The 16405-nt window shown below is 71.7% G+C and carries 13 protein-coding genes and 1 pseudogene; 3 read left to right on the plus strand and 11 right to left on the minus strand.

Annotated elements, in window-relative coordinates; translation table 11 throughout:
- Both CLM62_RS13915 and CLM62_RS13920 read right to left on the minus strand, forming a co-directional pair.
- A partial coding sequence (locus CLM62_RS13915) for a TerD family protein (RefSeq protein WP_143659062.1) occupies positions 1–627 on the minus strand: 627 nt, incomplete at its 3' end.
- Positions 628–764: 137 nt separating this feature from the next.
- Entirely contained in the window at positions 765–1361 is a 597-nt protein-coding gene (locus CLM62_RS13920; protein ID WP_095750175.1) for a M48 family metallopeptidase, read from the minus strand.
- Between the two features lie 278 nt (positions 1362–1639).
- On the opposite strand from CLM62_RS13920, the pseudogene CLM62_RS13925 reads away from it, so the two are divergent.
- Together CLM62_RS13925 and CLM62_RS13930 are read left to right on the plus strand one after the other, a co-directional pair.
- Positions 1640–2855: pseudogene (locus CLM62_RS13925) on the plus strand (TOMM precursor leader peptide-binding protein).
- Complete coding sequence (locus CLM62_RS13930; RefSeq protein WP_095750176.1) at positions 2848–4215, plus strand: AarF/ABC1/UbiB kinase family protein; 1368 nt, start codon at positions 2848–2850, stop codon at positions 4213–4215. Before CLM62_RS13925 ends, CLM62_RS13930 begins: the two are co-directional and overlap by 8 nt.
- 37 nt (positions 4216–4252) lie before the next feature.
- On the opposite strand, the gene CLM62_RS49325 is transcribed toward CLM62_RS13930, so the two are convergent.
- The 5 genes from CLM62_RS49325 to CLM62_RS13950 all read right to left on the minus strand — a co-directional run bounded on the left by CLM62_RS49325 (position 4253) and on the right by CLM62_RS13950 (position 8300).
- Positions 4253–4462, minus strand: coding sequence for a hypothetical protein (locus CLM62_RS49325; protein WP_143659064.1), 210 nt, complete (start codon positions 4460–4462; stop codon positions 4253–4255).
- A gap of 143 nt (positions 4463–4605) precedes the next feature.
- Complete coding sequence (locus CLM62_RS13935; RefSeq protein WP_095750177.1) at positions 4606–4929, minus strand: hypothetical protein; 324 nt, start codon at positions 4927–4929, stop codon at positions 4606–4608.
- Complete coding sequence (locus CLM62_RS13940; RefSeq protein WP_005480495.1) at positions 4926–5294, minus strand: WhiB family transcriptional regulator; 369 nt, start codon at positions 5292–5294, stop codon at positions 4926–4928. Before CLM62_RS13940 ends, CLM62_RS13935 begins: the two co-directional genes overlap by 4 nt.
- A 177-nt stretch (positions 5295–5471) precedes the next feature.
- On the minus strand, positions 5472–5807 hold the full coding sequence (locus CLM62_RS13945; RefSeq protein WP_095750178.1) for a hypothetical protein: 336 nt from the start codon (positions 5805–5807) through the stop codon (positions 5472–5474).
- Positions 5808–5972: 165 nt separating this feature from the next.
- Positions 5973–8300 (minus strand): ATP-dependent DNA helicase UvrD2, encoded by a 2328-nt coding sequence (locus CLM62_RS13950; RefSeq protein ID WP_095750179.1) that lies wholly within the window; start codon positions 8298–8300, stop codon positions 5973–5975.
- 54 nt (positions 8301–8354) lie between these two features.
- Here CLM62_RS13950 and CLM62_RS13955 point away from each other — a divergent pair, with 54 nt between their 5' ends.
- A complete protein-coding gene (locus CLM62_RS13955; RefSeq protein ID WP_095750180.1) occupies positions 8355–8597 on the plus strand; it encodes a mycoredoxin in 243 nt (80 codons plus the stop codon).
- Positions 8598–8681: 84 nt separating this feature from the next.
- Here the strand turns inward: CLM62_RS13955 and nudC are convergent, their stop codons facing one another.
- The 4 genes from nudC to CLM62_RS13975 form a co-directional block, all read right to left on the minus strand.
- A complete protein-coding gene (nudC, locus tag CLM62_RS13960; protein WP_095750181.1) occupies positions 8682–9623 on the minus strand; it encodes an NAD(+) diphosphatase in 942 nt (313 codons plus the stop codon).
- A gap of 153 nt (positions 9624–9776) precedes the next feature.
- The gene (locus CLM62_RS13965; RefSeq protein ID WP_095750183.1) at positions 9777–11189 is read right to left on the minus strand and encodes a dipeptidase; all 1413 of its coding nucleotides are present in this window, start codon (positions 11187–11189) and stop codon (positions 9777–9779) included.
- A 10-nt stretch (positions 11190–11199) separates the two neighbouring features.
- Complete coding sequence (locus CLM62_RS13970) at positions 11200–14730, minus strand: ATP-dependent DNA helicase (protein ID WP_107483786.1); 3531 nt, start codon at positions 14728–14730, stop codon at positions 11200–11202.
- 119 nt (positions 14731–14849) lie between these two features.
- The coding region (locus CLM62_RS13975; RefSeq protein ID WP_143659066.1) for a PD-(D/E)XK nuclease family protein at positions 14850–16405 on the minus strand (1556 nt) is incomplete at its 5' end.

Here is a 16405-nt window from a genome sequence, read left to right on the forward strand (position 1 = left end):
TGCCGGTGCGGGCGCGGGCGGCGCGGCGGCCTGGGGCGGCGGCGCGAACGTCGGTGCCTGGGTCTGCGCCGGGACGTCCGGTGCGGGCGCGGGCTCTTCCTCGGCGACCTCGCCGCCGAAGTTCTTCAGCAGCGCGTCGAGGCCGCCGTCGAAGCCCTGCCCGACCGCGGCGAACCGCCACACGTCCTTCAGGTAGAAGTCGCCCAGCATCACGGCCCGCTCGGTGGAGAACTCCGAGCCGTCGAAGGAGTACCGCGCCACTTCCTCGCCGCCGGCGACGATGCGCAGGTACCCGGGGGCGATCTGTGACATCTGACCCGCGCCGTCGATCGTCGCCGTGAACGACAGCTTCTGGATCTGTGGCGGGATCCTGTCCAGCGTGACCCGGAACGACTCCGTGTCACCCGCCTGCGCGCCCAGGAGCTGGATGGACTCCTCCGGGGACTTCGGCTGGTTGAAGAAGACGAAGTACCGGTCGTCCGAGAGCCGTTCGTCGGCGTCGAGGCCGAAGCAGCTGATGTCGAAGGTCAGCCCGGGACCGGTGATCTGTACCCCTACGTACAGATCCGTGCCCGCGGTGAGGTCACTGATCTTGGCCTTGTGGCCGCGTTGGAATTCCCTGGCCATGCGTAACGACCGTCCCCCATCCCGAATGTGTGCGTCGCGACAGGCTAACGGCAAAGTCGGACACCGGCGGAAGTCGGTACAGATCCGGTACAAAGTCCCGCGCGGGGTGCGGTACGAAACGCCATGCGGAGCGGCCGTCACTCGCCCCGGGCGCCCGGCAGGTGCGGCAACCGCTCGGCGGCGACCACTCCCTCGAGATAGCCCCGGGCCCGCTCGGTGCGCGGATAGGCCTCCAGCAACCGCCAGAAACGGGGCCCGTGTCCGGGCACGAGCAGATGCGCCAGCTCGTGCAGAAGGACGTAGTCGACGACGTATTCCGGCATGCCCTGGAGTCGGTGCGACAGGCGGATGCTGCCTTCGGAGGGGGTGCACGAACCCCAGCGCGTGTTCTGGTTGGTGACCCAGCGCACCGAGGCGGGCCGGGCCCGGCCGTCGAAGTACTGGGCCGAAAGCCGCTCGGCACGCTCGGTCAACTCGGCGTCCCCGAGGACCCGTTTGCTCTCCTGGGCGGCCAGTTTGTCGAGCATGACGCCCACCCAGCGCTGCTCCTCGGCCTCGGACATCCGGGCAGGGATGAGTACGACGGTGCGATCGCCCTCGCGGTAAGCGGAGACCGTCCGGCGTCGACGGGCACTCCTGCGCACCTCGATCGCGCTCGCCCCGGAGCCGCTCGGCGGCTGGCTCGTCGTGCTGCGCTGTGGCGTTCCGGCACGGTGCAGTGGGTCGGCGGACACGCCCCGACGTTACCCGCTGCGCACGGGGGAAGTCCCGACTCCGGGAGGGTTCGGTGCCGATCCCCCACATGCGTCCGAGTCCCACGACTGACTTGTACGACGAATACCCACCGCCTGTGGACAACTTTCCGCGCCCGGTGGCGGATCCGGGCATGCTGGCTCTCGCCGGCGAAGCTGCCACGGACGTCCGACCAACGTCCGGCCGACCTGCACCGGCGAACGGGGATGTTCAACGAGGGCTACGGGGGCCTGTGATGCAGCAGATGGATCCGCAATCGATGGTTCCGATCGTGAAGCCCGCGCTCCGGCGCGGCTGGCGCGACCGCACCACCCTGCAGTTCGGCATGACGCCGGCGCACGCGGTGACGCTGGGTCCGATGGATCCCGCGACGGCCAGTTTCCTCGATCTGCTCAACGGAACGCGCGGGCCGGCGCTTCTGCGGGAGGAGGGGCGCCGCATGGATTTGCCCGACGGGCATGTCGACGCGCTGGTGGAGCGGCTGGCGCGGTCCGGGCTCGTCGACGACGCACGGGCCGGCGGACCGGCCGCGGACGCCCTGCGTGCGAAGAAGGAGGTCCTCGACCGGCTGCGCCCAGACCTGGCCTCGCTGTCGCTGACCGCGTCCGAACCGGGTGAGGCGATCGGGCTCCTGGCCGCCCGCCGGTCCCTGCGCGTCCAGGTCAGAGGCGCGGGCCGGGTGGGCGGGGTCCTGGCCTCACTGCTGTCGGGGGCGGGGGTCGGCGAGGTCGACGTACGCGATGTCGGCCGCGTCGAGCCGGGGGACGTCGCGCCGGGCGGGCTGCCCTCAGAGTCCGTCGGCGACCGCAGGGACGAGGCAGCCCGGCGGGCCGCCCGGCGGTCGGCGCCGGACCGCCCGCCGCGCCGCACGTCCCGCACGCGGCTCGAAGGCGACGACCCCGGCTTCTCCTTGGTGATCCTGACCCCGCGGGACGACGTCGACGTGCACGCGCCCGCCCCGTCCGCCGCCGATCCCCTGATCGCCTCAGGCACACCCCATCTGTACGCCGGCGTGGTGGAGGGAACAGGCGTGGTCGGCCCGTTCGTGCTGCCAGGCGAGACGGGCTGCGCCGGCTGTCTGCACGAGGCACGCACCGAACGGGACCAGGCCTGGCCCCGCCTGGTCGCACAGTGGCGCTCCGGCCGGCAGCGCCCGGTGCGGCCCTGCGACCTGGCACTGGCCACGACGGTCGCGGGGCTGGCGGCCACGCACGCGCTCGCCTTCCTGGACGGCCGGGTTCCGTCGAGTGCGGGCGCCCGCTGGGAGGTCTCGCTGCCCGCGCTGCACTGGCATGCGCGGCCGGTCTGGGCGCACCCCGCATGCCCGTGCGGAGCAGCGGAGAAAGGTAAGGGGGGAATGCGCCTCCAAGGACGAGGAGTGGCACGAGACAATGGCGGAGCAACGACCGTCGAAGGAGTTACGCCGTAGGGCAGACGCGGCGCGGCTTGCTGGGACCTGGAGGGCGCATGTCTGATCTTCCCCGGAAGGCGGTTACCCGTACCGCCAAGCTGGCCGCGCTCCCGCTCGGTTTCGCCGGTCGGGCGACCTGGGGACTCGGAAAGCGGATAGTGGGCGAGTCCGCGGAGATTGTCGGCCGCGAGCTGCAACAGCGCACCGCCGAGCAACTGTTCAAGGTGCTCGGCGAGCTCAAGGGCGGCGCGATGAAGTTCGGGCAGGCCCTGTCCGTCTTCGAGTCGGCGCTCCCCGAGGAGGTCGCCGGGCCCTACCGGGCGGCGCTGACGAAGCTCCAGGAGGCGGCGCCGCCGATGCCGACGCGCACCGTGCACGCGGTGCTCGCGGAGCGGCTCGGGGAGGACTGGCACGAGCTGTTCCTCGAGTTCGAGGACAAACCCTCGGCGGCCGCCTCGATCGGCCAGGTGCACCGCGGGGTGTGGCACGACGGCCGCGAGGTGGCGGTGAAGGTGCAGTACCCGGGTGCCGGCGAGGCCCTGCTGTCCGACCTGAACCAACTGAGCCGGTTCGCCCGCCTGCTGGGGCCGCTCATCCCGGGCATGGATCTCAAGCCGCTGATCGCGGAGCTCAAGGACCGGGTCTCCGAGGAACTGGACTACGGCCTGGAGGCGCAGGCCCAGCAGGCCCATGCCGAGGAGTTCGCGGACGATCCGGATGTGGTGGTGCCTTGTGTGGTCCACCAGTGTGACGAGGTCCTGATCACCGAGTGGATGGAGGGCGTCCCGCTGTCGGAGGTGATCGCCGACGGCACGCGGGAGCAGCGCGACCGCGCCGGTCAGCTGCTGGCCCGCTTCCTCTTCTCCGGCCCCGCCCGCACCGGCCTGCTGCACGCCGACCCGCACCCGGGCAACTTCCGCCTTCTGCCGGGCGACCCGGACGGCGTGGCCGACTGGCGCCTGGGCGTCCTGGACTTCGGCACCGTCGACCGCCTCCCAGGTGGCCTGCCGACCCCGATCGGCACCTCTTTGCGCATGACGCTCGACGGCGAGGCGGAGGCCGTCTACGAACTCCTCTGCACGGAGGGCTTCGTGAAGGAATCGATAGAGCTGGACCCGGACGCCGTCCTCGACTATCTCCTGCCGATCATCGAACCGGCCCAGGTCCATGAGTTCACCTTCACCCGCGGCTGGATGCGCAGCCAGGCCGCGCGGATCGCCGACCCCCGTTCCCCCGCGTACCAGCTGGGCAAGCAGCTCAACCTGCCCCCGGCGTACCTCCTCATCCACCGTGTGACGCTGAGCACGATCGGCGTGCTGTGCCAACTGGGCGCGACGGTGCGTCTGCGCGAGGAACTTCAGGAGTGGCTGCCGGGGTTCGTTCCGGAAGAGGACCTGGAGGAGGAACCGGCGGCTGAGGCGTGAGGTTCCCCGAAGGCGCGGCGGACGCGGAGGAGGGGTCTCACCACCAGGCCGAGTCCAACCGCCCCTCGATCGCCCTGAGGTTCTCCCGGGAGCAGCGGTCGCAGAAGTACTGACGGCTGCCGTTCTCCACGGAACAGGTCCAGGTGGGTGGTGGCCCTTCGGCGGGGGTGCCGCAGTGGGCGCACACGAGGGACTGGGGCTCCGCGGCGGAGCCGTCTTTGTCACTGCCTCCGGGAAGACTCGTCACCCGGCGACGATATCGCCGTGGCCGGCGGATCGGCGGGCACAACGCACCGCGGGGGCCGGTCCGTTCGGACGGACCGGCCCCGCGCGAGGAGAGCTCCGCCTCCCTGGACCGGGAGGCCACCGCTTCAGGTGTGGTCGGGACTACTACTGCATGACGGCCAGGGCGAGCGCACGGCGAGCGCGCAGCGAGGCACGCTCCGCCCGGCGCTGCATCCGGCGAGCGGTCGCCAGGCGCACGGCCTGGCGTTCCCGCTCGGCCTCTTGCAGTCGCTCGTGCATATGCGCACGGGCGAGGGCTTCTGGGATGAGTTGCATCTCGCGGGTCCTGTTCTGACGCGAGTCGTTCGCGCCGGTGGTGGTGACGTCTTCGATCGCGGAGCCGGTGGGCTCGTTGGTGGACGGCTTCATCGGGGCCTGCTTCTTGGGGTCGTGCGTGAGGGGGCGGTCGATCGTTCCTGCGGTGTTCATGCCGTGACCGGGTTCTTGCGCGGGCGGCCACGCGGCCGCTTCCGGGCGACGACGACACCCTGGACGAACAGCTCGCCACCCCAGACGCCCCAGGGCTCACGCCGCTCCTTGGCGCCGGCGAGGCAGGCCTCCATCAGCGGGCAGGTGCGGCAGAGGGACTTGGCGTACTCGACGTCCGCCGGCGACTCGGCGAAGAAGACCTCCGGGTCGTAGGAACGGCAGGGGACGGGCACGCCCAGGTTCTCGATGGCGTCGTCGAGCGCGGTGAGCGCGGTGAGCGGAGTCAAGGTGGAGTCCTCCGTGAGGCCGGGCGGGGGGATCGTTTCGGAAGGCGGTACGGACGGGGCGTGCGCTTCGAGTTGCACGGTTCGTCTTCCTCGTCTGGTCGGTCCGGCCCTGTTGGGCCGGGTGTCGGCTTGGTACCGGGTTCTTTTCTTGTCCCGAGGCCCCTTCGCTCTGCCGTCCCCGGTCGGGGACAAACAGAAGGGCCGCGGATCCCGGATGGGGTTCCGCGGCCCTGAAGGCGCCGGCCTGATCGACGATCAGGCTGGATCACTCCAGGGTTCTGGCCCACGGAAGGCCCACATCAGGTGGTGCTGCGTCGTCTGCTTCCGGAATCCGGCACCGGCCGCCGCAAAGGCATAGGCCTGCGCCTGTGCCACTACTGCCGCTTCCAGTGCCTTGGTCGGTCGCTCATTGCGCTCACGGACGGGAAGGCCCGCGAGAGCCCCCGCCAGAGACAGGGAGGACGCCGGACGCACGGCAGGAATGCCGGACAGACCGGTACCCAGGTTCGAAACGCCGAGCAGGCACGTGGAGACGACCGAGCGATCGGTCATTTTGGCGGTGCTGATGGAGCTGGTGTTGATGCTGATCACTTCAATCGCCTCCTCTCGGCGTCTCGGGGGACTGGGGTGAGCCAGTCCGACGGATATGCAAGTACAGCACGGAATCGGGGCCTTCGAGAAGGCCTCCGTTCCCGTGGCTAAGAACCTATGGGGATTGCTGGGGCATGCGCAAACTATTTTTTCGACGAGTTGGGCTCAGTCCTCATCTTCTTCGCCTGTGAGCTCCTGGCCTGCGCAGATGGCCAGAACATCGGCTCCGTAGCGGTTGAACTTGCGCACGCCGACCCCCGGGATACGCGCCAGCTCGCCCTCGTCGTCGGGCGCGGCCTCGGCGATCGCCATCAGCGTCTTGTCGGTGAAGACGCAGAAGGCGGGCTGTCCGCTGCGTCGCGCCTGGACCGCGCGCCACGCCCGCAACCGCTCGTAGAGACCCTCATCCATGTCGGACGGGCAGTCCTCACAGCGCATCAGCTTCATCTCACCGGCATCGGTGAGCGTGCGCCCGCACACCCGGCAGCGGGCCGGGGTGCGCTGCGTGCGCCGCGGGGCGGGGACGCCCGGTCGGCTGGTGAAGCCGCGCTCGACACCTCCGGAGCCGACCGCGGCCCTCCGTCCGGCGGCGCCGGTCGAGCCGGGGCGCAGACCGTCGAGGAAGCGGCTGGGACGGCGGCCCGGACGGCCGCCGGGCGAGCGGGACAGCGCCCAGGAGACGTGCAGGTGTTCCCGCGCCCGGGTGACGCCTACGTAGAGGAGGCGGCGCTCCTCCTCGATCTGTTCGTCGGTCTTTGCGTAGGTGATCGGCATCATGCCCTCGGCGACACCGACCAGGAAGACGACGTCCCACTCCAGGCCCTTGGCCGAGTGCAGGGAGGCGAGGGTGACGCCCTCGACGGTCGGAGCGTGCTGGGCGCCCGCGCGCTCGTCGAGCTCCGCCACCAGGTCGCTCAGGGTGGCGCCGGGTCTGGCGGCGGCGAAGTCCTGCGCGAGGTTCACCAGTGCCGCCAGCGATTCCCAGCGCTCTCTGACGGCTCCGGAGCCGGCCGGTGGCTCGGTGGTCCAGCCCTCTCCCGACAGCACGGCACGCACCTGGGAGGGCAGGTCGACGGCGTCGTCCAGGAGGGAGTCGTTGCCGCCGAAGCGGGCCGCACCGCGCAGGGCGATACCCGCCTTGCGCACCTCGGGGCGGTCGAAGAACCGCTCGGCACCGCGCAGCTGGTAGGGGACACCGACGTCGGCGAGGGCCTGTTCGTAGGTCTCGGACTGGGAGTTGGTGCGGAACAGAATGGCGATCTCGCTGGCCCGGACGCCGGCGTCGATGAGCTCGCGGATGCGGCGGGCGGCGCCCTCGGCCTCTGCGGGCTCGTCGGTGTACTCGGTGTAGACGGGCTCGGGGCCCGGGGCGCGTTGGGAGACCAGCTCCAGCCGGTGGTCGGCGGCGCGGCCGCGGGCCTGGGCGAGCAGGCCGTTGGCGAGGTGGACGACCTGGGGGGTGGAGCGGTAGTCGCGGACCAGCTTGACGACGGTGGCACCGGGGTGGCGGGTGCGAAAGTCGAGCAGATGGTCGGGAGTTGCTCCCGTGAACGAGTAGATCGTCTGGCTGGCGTCGCCGACCACGCACAGGTTGTCCCGCTCGCCGAGCCACAACTCCAGCAGGCGCTGCTGGAGGGGGCTGACGTCCTGGTACTCGTCGACCACGAAGTGCTGGTACTGGGAGCGGACCTGCTCGGCGATGTCATGCCGGTCCTGGAGGATCGCGACGGTCAGCAGCAGCACGTCCTCGAAGTCGATGACCGCGCGGTCTCGCTTGAGATCCTCATAGGCGGAGTAGAGCTGGGCGATCTCGGCCGGGGCGCGGGGGGCCTCGCGACCGGCCTTGGCGGCCGCGAGCGCGTAGTCGGCGGGGACGGTCTGGGTGACCTTGGACCATTCGATCTCGCCGGTGACGTCCCGCAGCTCCCCCCGGTCGAGGCGGATACGGCAGGCGGCGGCCGCGTCGGCGACGAGCTGGATCTTGCGGTCGACAAGCCGGGGCATGGACCCGCCGATCGCTTTCGGCCAGAAGTACTGGAGCTGGCGCAGGGCCGCGGAGTGGAAGGTGCGGGCCTGGACACCGGCGGCGCCGAGCTGGCGCAGGCGGCCCCGCATCTCGCCGGCGGCGCGGTTGGTGAAGGTGACGGCCAGCACGCTGGAGGGCTGGAGGATCCCGGCCCGCACCCCGTAGGCGATGCGGTGGGTGATCGCTCGTGTCTTGCCCGTGCCGGCGCCCGCCAGCACGCACACCGGGCCGTGCAAGGCGGTGGCCACCTCGCGCTGCTCGGGGTCGAGCCCATCGAGCACCGCGTCGGCCGAGCCCGGTGTCTGCGGGAAGAGGGTGGAGTGCGTTGCTGCTGTCACACGGCCATGCTGCCAGGTCGCCGGAGACGGGTGAGCCGGTTGTCCACAGGCAGGCACTCGCAGTCGTACTAATGCGGCGGGCGTCACCTGGCGGGCATACCCCAGCCGGGAATGGTGACCCGATCGCATACGTTCCCCCTCTGGACCACCCGATCCCCGAGCCACCAGAGGAGCGCGCGAGACATGCAGGGCACCGTGACGATGTACAGCACCACGTGGTGCGGCTACTGCCAGCGGCTGAAGAAGCAGCTGGACCGCGAGGGCATCGCGTACACCGAGATCAACATCGAACAGGACCCCGCGTCCGCAGCGTTCGTGGAGAAGGCGAATGGCGGAAACCAGACGGTCCCGACCGTGCTCTTCGCGGACGGTTCGACGCTCACGAACCCTTCGCTGGCTCAGGTGAAGCAGAAGGTCGGAGCGTAACCGCTCCGCGGCTTCGAACAAGGAAGGCGGTCCCCCGAGTGCACCCTCGGGGGACCGCCTTCTCGTGTGTGGCCCGACGCCGCGTCACACGCTCCGCGTCGGCAGCGGTTTGCCGTACCAGAGCTCGATCAGACGGGCCGCGATCGAGATGCCGTACGGCGGGAGCACCTCGCCGGAGTCGAAGGCGGCGCCCAACTCGTCGCGGGAGAACCAGCGGGCCTCGTGGATCTCGTCGCCGTCGACGGTGATGTCGGCAGAGGTGGCCCGGGCCATGAAGCCCAGCATCAGGCTGGAGGGGAAGGGCCAGGGCTGGCTGGCGATGTACTCGACCTGGCCGACGCTGATGCCGGACTCCTCGAAGACCTCGCGGCGCACCGCCTGCTCGATGGACTCGCCGGGCTCGACGAAGCCGGCGAGCGTCGAGAAGCGGCCCTCGGGCCAGTGGACCTGACGGCCCAGCAGGATGCGGTCGTCCTCGTCGGTGACGGCCATGATCACGGCCGGGTCGGTGCGCGGATAGTGCTCGCCACCGCAGGCGGGGCAGCGGCGGATGTGACCGGCCGCGGCGATGACGGTGCGCTCTCCGCAGCGGGAGCAGAAGCGGTGTGTGCGCTGCCAGTTCTCCAGGCCGACCGCGTGCACCATCAGGCCCGCGTCGCGCGGCGACAGCAGCAGGCCCGCCTCGCGCAGGCCCGCCGCGCGCGCGGACTGGTCGATACGGCCGGGGAGCGCGTCCTTCTGGAGGGCGAAGTAGCTGACGCCGTCCTCGTCGATGCCGAGGAAGTAGCGGTGTGCCTCGGTGAGGGGGGCTTCGAAGGAGGGCGTCATGACGAGTTCGGTATTGCCCTCGGCCGTCTCGTCGATGAGGACCTGGCCGCCGGAGACCACGAAGCAGCGGGTGGTCGGGTGGCTCCACGCCGCCGCGAGCCAGGCCTCGTCGAGCCGGTGGTGGGCGGCTCGGTCGATGCCGCTAGGGGCGGTGAGCGAGATGGGGCGGTCGGCGGTGTGGTCGGTCCAGGTGGTCACGGGTGCTTCCAACTCCCCCGGTGGAAAGTGTGTTTCGGCGGGTGGTTCAGCGGGATGGGCGGCGGGAGGCGACCGGGTCCGGCGGGGCCCCGCGGCGCGGGGCGGTTCTTCCAGTGTGCCCGCGTGCGATTCCGGTCCGGCGGCGCTGGACGGTCAAGGCGCATGGCGCCAGTACTCGCCGAGGTCGGCCCACAGGTATGCGGTGATTTCGACGCCTTTGAGGAGCAGATCGAGTTCGACCTTCTCGTTCGGGGCGTGCCAGCCGTCGGACGGGACGGAGATGCCCAGGAAGAGCACGGGTGTGCCGAGGACTTCCTGGAGGTCGGCGGCCGGTCCCGAGCCGCCCTCACGCGTGAAGCGGACGGGCTGGTCGAAGGCGCGGCCCATGGCGCGGACGACCGACTGCAGGGCCGGGTGGTCCAGGGGGGTCAGGCACGGGCGCGTGGACCCGGTGAAGGTGATCTCGTGCCGGATCCCGGCGGACAGCTGCTCGGCGGCCCATTCGCGAACGGCCTTCTCTACGTGGTCGGGGTCCTGGCCGGCGACCAGCCGGAAGGAGAGCTTCACCATCGCCGACGACGGGATGATCGTCTTGCTGCCGGGGCCTTGGTAGCCACCGCTGATGCCGTTGACCTCGGCGGTCGGGCGGGCCCAAATGCGCTCCAGGGTGGTGTGCCCGGCCTCTCCGTGGGTGCCGTACGACTTGGCCGTGCTCAGCCACTGCTGCTCGTCGAAGGGCAGTTCGGCGAAGAGTGCGCGCTCGCGGTCGGTGAGTTCGACGATGCCGTCGTAGAAGCCGGGGATCGCCACGCGCGCGTGCTCGTCGTGCAGGGCGGCGACCAGGCGGGCGGCGGCGGTGGCCGGGTTGGGGACGGCGCCGCCGAAGGAGCCGGAGTGGATGTCCTGGTCGGGGCCGAACAGCCGGATCTCGCACTCCACGAGGCCGCGCATGCCGGTGCACACCGTGGGGACGTCCTCGGACCACATTCCGGTGTCGGAGACGATCACGGCGTCGGCGGCGAGCCTGGCCGAGTGCTGCTCCGCGAGCGCCCGGAAATGCGGCGAGCCGGACTCCTCCTCGCCCTCGATCAGCAGCTTCAGGTGCACGGCCGGCGCGGTGCGGCCGGTGGTGGCGAGGTGGGCGCGGACGCCGAGTGTGTGGAAGAACACCTGGCCCTTGTCGTCGGCCGCACCGCGCGCGTAGAGGCGGTTTTCGCGGACGACCGGCTCGAAGGGGTCGCTGTCCCAGCCGTCCTCACGGGCGGCGGGCTGCACGTCGTGGTGGCCGTAGACGACAACCGTGGGCGCCCGTGGGTCGTCGGAAGGCCACTCGGCGAAGACGGCCGGGGCACCCGGCGTCTCCCAGACCTCGGTGGTCGGGAAGCCGGTCTCCCGTAGCTTGGCGGCGAGCCAGTCCGCGCTGCGGCGTACATCGGGCGCGTGGTCGGGCTGGGCCGACACGGAGGGGATCCGCAGCCACTCTGCGAGGTCGTCGAGGAAGGCGGCACGGTGCTGCGCGATGTACGTACGGACGGCGCTGACGGCACTGTCAACGGGCTGGCTCATGGTCACGAGCCTATCGGCCCGCACCGACATCCTCGTCGTGCGGTTCCTCACCCCTCGGCTCGTCCAGCAGGAGCCGCTCCAGCGCCGCGCGGTCGGGCAGGTCGTCCGGCCGTACGACCTCGCCGCTGCGGACATAGAGGAACGCGGCCTTGACCGACTCCAGGGGCACGCCCTGTTGCTCGGCCCAGGCGAGCCGGTAGACCGCGAGCTGGAGCGGATCGGCGGTGCGGGTGCGGTTGGTCTTCCAGTCGACGATCTCGTACGTCGCTGTCTCGCCGTAGCCCTCCTTGTAGACGGCGTCTATGCGGCCCCGGACCACGCGGCCGGCGATCGCAAGCTGGAAGGGGGCCTCGACGCGGTGGGGCATGCGGCGGGCGTATTCCGTGCGCTCGAAGGCGTCCTTGAGGGCTTCCAGATCCCGTTCGTCGGAGATCTCAGCCTCGGCTCCGGGCAGTTCCTCCGGGTCCAGCATGGGCAACGTCAGCTCTTCGAAACGGGCCTCGACCCAGGCGTGGAAGCGGGTGCCGCGACGCGCGGCGGGCTGCGGCGGGCGGGGCATGGGGCGGGCCAGCTCCTGGGCGAAGCCGTCCGGGTCTGCGGCCAGACGCAGCAGCTGGGACGCGGTCAGCGACGCCGGCAGGGGTACGTCGGTGGTGCTCTCTCGGGCGCGCAGGAGCTCGCCGGTGAGGGCGTCGAGGTCGCGGTCCCAGGAAGCGATGGTGCGGGCCTCCTCCGGAGTGAGGGGCGCGCTCTCGGGTTCCGTGGGGTGGGGGCGTGCGCTCGCCGGCGTATCGGAGTGGTCGGGGATGTCCCGGGCCGCCGCCTGGTGTGGGACGGTCGGGTGGTCCGGGTCCCGTGCGTCCCAGTCGGCCGGGGCCTCGTCGATGTCGAAGTAGGGGTCCTCGTCGGAGGCCTCCTCGTAGAAGGCTTCGGCGTAGGCGGCGTCGTAGGGGGCTTCGTCGTCCTCGGGTGGCGCCGGCCAGTCCGGGTCGTCGAAGGTGTCCGGGTCGTGCGTGGCCGCGGGGTGGCTGTCCTCGTGGGAGGCGAGGGCGTCGAGGTGGGCCAGGACGGTCGCGGCGGCGGCCCGGCGGCGGGCCAGGGCCGCGTCGTCCAGGGGCAGGGGCCACACCTGGTCGGCGGCCGCTTGGTGCAGGGCCGGGTTCTCCTCGTCCTCGGCGGGCTCGTCGGCCCAGGCCTCGATCTCGCCGTGTCCGGCCGTGCAGTGGGCGTACAGGGCCTGAAGGAAGTCGGACGGGCCTCGGGGCTTCTTCTGGGTGGGGCCCCACCAGTGGCCGGAGCCGAGGAGGAGGGAGCGGGGGCGGGTGAAGGTGACGTAGCCGAGGCGGAGTTCCTCGGTGTGCTGGTGCTCCTTCATCTCCTCGTGGAAGGCCTTCAGGCCCCGTGAGTCCCAGGACGCCACATCGGGGAGAGTTTCTGTGTCGCCGCGCAGTGCGTGCGGCAGCACCTTGCCCTGGGCGGTCCACTTCTCGCGGCCCCGGTCGCTGGGGAAGGTCCCGGTGACCAGGCCGGGGACGGCCAAGACGTCCCACTCCAGGCCCTTGGACTTGTGCGCGGTGAGTACCTTCACGGTGTTCTCGCCGCCGGGGAGGGCGTTGTCGAGGCCCTTCTCGTACTGGGCGGCGGTGCGCAGGAAGCCGAGGAAGGCCAGCAGGGTGGCCTCGTTGTCGCCGGCGGCGAACGAGGCGGCGACGTCCAGGAAGTTCGACAGGGTCTCGCGGCGGCGGGCGGCCAGGGCGTGCGGGGACGCCGACAGTTCCACCTCCAGGCCGGTGACGGACAGGACGCGATGCAGGACGTCCATCAGGGGGTCGGCCAGACAGCGGCGCAGCTCGCGCAGTTCGGTGGCCAGCCGCGCGAACCGCACGCGCGCGTCCGGTGAGAAGGGCAGCCCGTCGTCGCCGTCGCCGTCCAGCGGGGTCTCCAGGAACGTGTCCAGGGCGTCCGCGAGCGAGATCACCTCGGACGGGTCGACCCCCTCGACCGCCTCGGCCAGCCGGCGGTCGGGATCGTCGTCCCCGTCCACGCGCGCGTGGGAGACGAGCAGCCGGGCGCGGCGCCCCAGGAGGGCGAGGTCGCGCGCGCCGATGCGCCAGCGGGGGCCGGTCAGCAGGCGGACGAGGGAGGCGTTGGCGCCGGGGTCCTGGAGGACCTCGCAGACGGCGACGAGGTCGGCGACCTCGGGCAGGTGCAGCAGTCCGGAGAGGCCGACCACCTCGACGGGGACGTCCCGCGCGACGAGCGCGCCCTGGATCTCGGCGAAGTCGGTGGCCGTACGGCACAGGACGGCGATCTCGCCGGGCGCCTTCCCGGTCCGTACGAGATGGGCGAGGGAGTCGGCGATCCAGTCGATCTCCTCGGCCTGGGTGCGCAGCAGGGCGCAACGGACCAGTCCGTCACCTTCGGCGCCGGGGGCCGGGCGGAGGGCCTCCACGCCCGCGTGCAGGGCGCGCAGGGGCTCGGCGAGGCCGTTGGCGAGGTCCAGGAGGCGGCCGCCGCTGCGGCGGTTCTCGCTGAGGGACTGGCGGGTGGCGGGACGGCCGTCGCCGTGGGCGAAGTGCTCGGGAAAGTCGTCGAGGTTGGCGACGGATGCACCGCGCCAGCCGTAGATCGCCTGGCAGGGGTCGCCGACGGCGGTCACGGGGTGGCCGGTGCCGCCGCCGAACAGGCCCGCGAGAAGGATGCGTTGGGCCACGGACGTGTCCTGGTACTCGTCGAGGAGCACCACGCGGAACTCGTCGCGCAGGATCCGGCCCACTTCGGGGATCCGGGCGAGCTGGGCGGACAGGGCGATCTGGTCGCCGAAGTCGAGCAGGTCGCGTTCCCGCTTGGCGGTGCGGTAGCGGACCACCAGGTCGGCGAGTTCCCGGCGGGCGGCGGCGGTCTCGGGGATCTTGCGCAGGTCGGCGTTGGTGAGTTTGGCGCCCTCCAGGGCGCTCAGCAGCTCGGCATCGTAGGCGCGCAGGTCCTCCGGCCGTACGAGGTGTTCGGCGAGCTCGGCGTCGAGCGCCAGGAGGTCGCTGACGAGGTCGGCGAAGGAGCGGGTCAGCGCCGGGTAGGGCCCGGGCGCCTCGCGCAGCACGCGCGCGGCGAGTTGGTAGCGGGTGGCGTCGGCGAGCAGCCGGGAGCTCGGCTCCAGTCCGATGCGCAGGCCATGATCGGTCAGGAGGCGGCCCGCGAAGGCGTGGTACGTCGAGATCATCGGCTCGCCCGGCGGGTTGTCCGGGTCGATGACGTCGGGGTCGGTGACGCCTGCCTTGATCAGCGCCTTGCGGACGCGCTCGGCGAGCTCCCCGGCGGCCTTGTTGGTGAAGGTGAGGCCGAGGACCTGTTCGGGGGCGACCTGGCCGGTGCCGACCAGCCACACCACGCGTGCCGCCATCACCGTCGTCTTGCCCGAGCCGGCTCCGGCCACGATCACCTGCGGGGCGGGCGGCGCGGTGATGCAGGCCGTCTGCTCCGGGGTGAACGGGATACCGAGGAGCTCCTTGAGCTGATCGGGATCGGTGATACGGGCGGGCATGTCGCAGAGGCTAGCGGCGGTCACTGACAGCGGAGGCCGCATCGCCCTCAGGGCCAGGAGAAGCGCAGGTCAGCACGTGTGGTGCGGTAAATCACAAGGAGAGCGAGGGATCACGTGCGCTACTCGACCACGTGCCGTCCCTCGGGCCGCGCGCTGCACGAGGCCCGGAACGCGCAGTGTGTGCAGTGCTGGCCGGCGCTCGGCGAGAACCGTTCGTCGAGGACCTTGCCGGCGGCCGTGGCCAGCAACTCGCCCACCCACTCCCCCTCCAGCGGCTCCTGAGCCTGCACCTTGGGCAGCGTCTCGCCACCGTCGCGCTTGGCGGCGCCCTGCCGCAGCTGGACGAGTTCCGCGCCGCCCGGCTCGGGACGCGCCCCGTCGAAGGCCTCGTCGACGGCGCCCTCGCGGACGGCGAGCTGGTAGACCGCGAGCTGGGGGTGGCGCTCCACTTCCTTGGCACTCGGAGCCTGCTTGCCTGTCTTGAAGTCGACGACGTAGGCGCGGCCCTCGCCGTCGGCCTCCACGCGGTCCATCTGGCCGCGGATGCGCACCTCGTAGTCACCCGCTTCGAGGCTGACGTCGAAGTCGTGCTCGCTGGCGACCGGCGTCCGCCCCGTGCGGTCCATGACGTGCCACTTGAGGAAGCGTTCGAGCGCCACGCGCGCGTTGTCCTTCTCCTGTGCCGACTTCCACGGCGCGTCGAAGGCGAGCGCGTTCCACACGGAGTCGAGGCGCTCCATGAGGACGGCGAGGTCGGCCGGGGTGTGTCCGGAGGCGACCTCGTCGGCGAGGACGTGCACGACGTTGCCGAAGCCCTGGGCGGCCGTCGCGGGCGCGTCGGCCTTGACCTCGCGGCCCAGGAACCACTGCAGGGCGCAGGTGTTGGCGAGTTGGTCCAGGGCGCTGCCGGACAGCACGACGGGCTGGTCGCGGTCGCGCAGCGGCACCTTGCTCTCGGTCGGCTCGAACATGCCCCACCACCGGTAGGGGTGGGCGGACGGCACCAGAGGGCGGCCGTCCTCGTCGGCGAGGGCGGCGAGCCGGGCCAGTCGGCGGGCGGCTGCCTCCCTGAGGGTGTCCGACACCCGGGGGTCGACCGTGGTGGCGCGGAGTTCGGCGACGAGCGCCGCGACGGACAGCGGGCGGCGGGGGCGGCCCGTGACGTCCTTCGGCTCGACACCGAGTTCGGTGAGGAAGCGGGAGGGCTGGTCACCGTCGTCGGCGGGTGCCTTGACCGCGGTGACGACGAGACGTTCACGCGCGCGCGTGGCGGCCACGTAGAACAGGCGGCGCTCCTCGGCGAGCAGCGCCCCCGGGGTGAGCGGTTCGGCCAGTCCGTCGCGGCCGATGCGGTCCGCTTCCAGGAGGGAGCCGCGGCGGCGCAGGTCCGGCCACAGGCCCTCCTGGACGCCGGCCACGACGACCAGGCGCCACTGAAGCCCCTTGGAGCGGTGCGCGGTCATCAGGCGGACGGCTTCGGGGCGTACGGCCCGCCGGGTGAGCGTGTCGGCGGCGATGTCCTCGGCGTCGATCTCCTCCAGGAAGTTCAGGGCGCCCCGGCCGCCGGTGCGTTCCTCTGCGCGGGCCGCGGTCGCGAACAGGGCGCAGACGGCGTCGAGATCGCGGTCGGCGTTGCGGCCGGCCGCGCCGCCGCGCCGGGCGGCCCGCTCCAGGC

The sequence above is a fragment of the Streptomyces sp. SA15 genome (genome assembly GCF_002291145.1).
Lineage (GTDB): Bacteria > Actinomycetota > Actinomycetes > Streptomycetales > Streptomycetaceae > Streptomyces.

Coding starts and splice junctions, on each gene's coding strand:
- CLM62_RS13935 (WP_095750177.1), bottom strand. CDS start 4,929: ATGAACACCGCAGGAACGATCGACCGCCCCCTCACGCACGACCCCAAG.
- CLM62_RS13950 (WP_095750179.1), bottom strand. CDS start 8,300: ATGCGATCGGGTCACCATTCCCGGCTGGGGTATGCCCGCCAGGTGACG.
- CLM62_RS13955 (WP_095750180.1), top strand. CDS start 8,355: ATGCAGGGCACCGTGACGATGTACAGCACCACGTGGTGCGGCTACTGC.
- CLM62_RS13970 (WP_107483786.1), bottom strand. CDS start 14,730: ATGCCCGCCCGTATCACCGATCCCGATCAGCTCAAGGAGCTCCTCGGT.
- CLM62_RS13965 (WP_095750183.1), bottom strand. CDS start 11,189: ATGAGCCAGCCCGTTGACAGTGCCGTCAGCGCCGTCCGTACGTACATC.
- CLM62_RS13930 (WP_095750176.1), top strand. CDS start 2,848: ATGTCTGATCTTCCCCGGAAGGCGGTTACCCGTACCGCCAAGCTGGCC.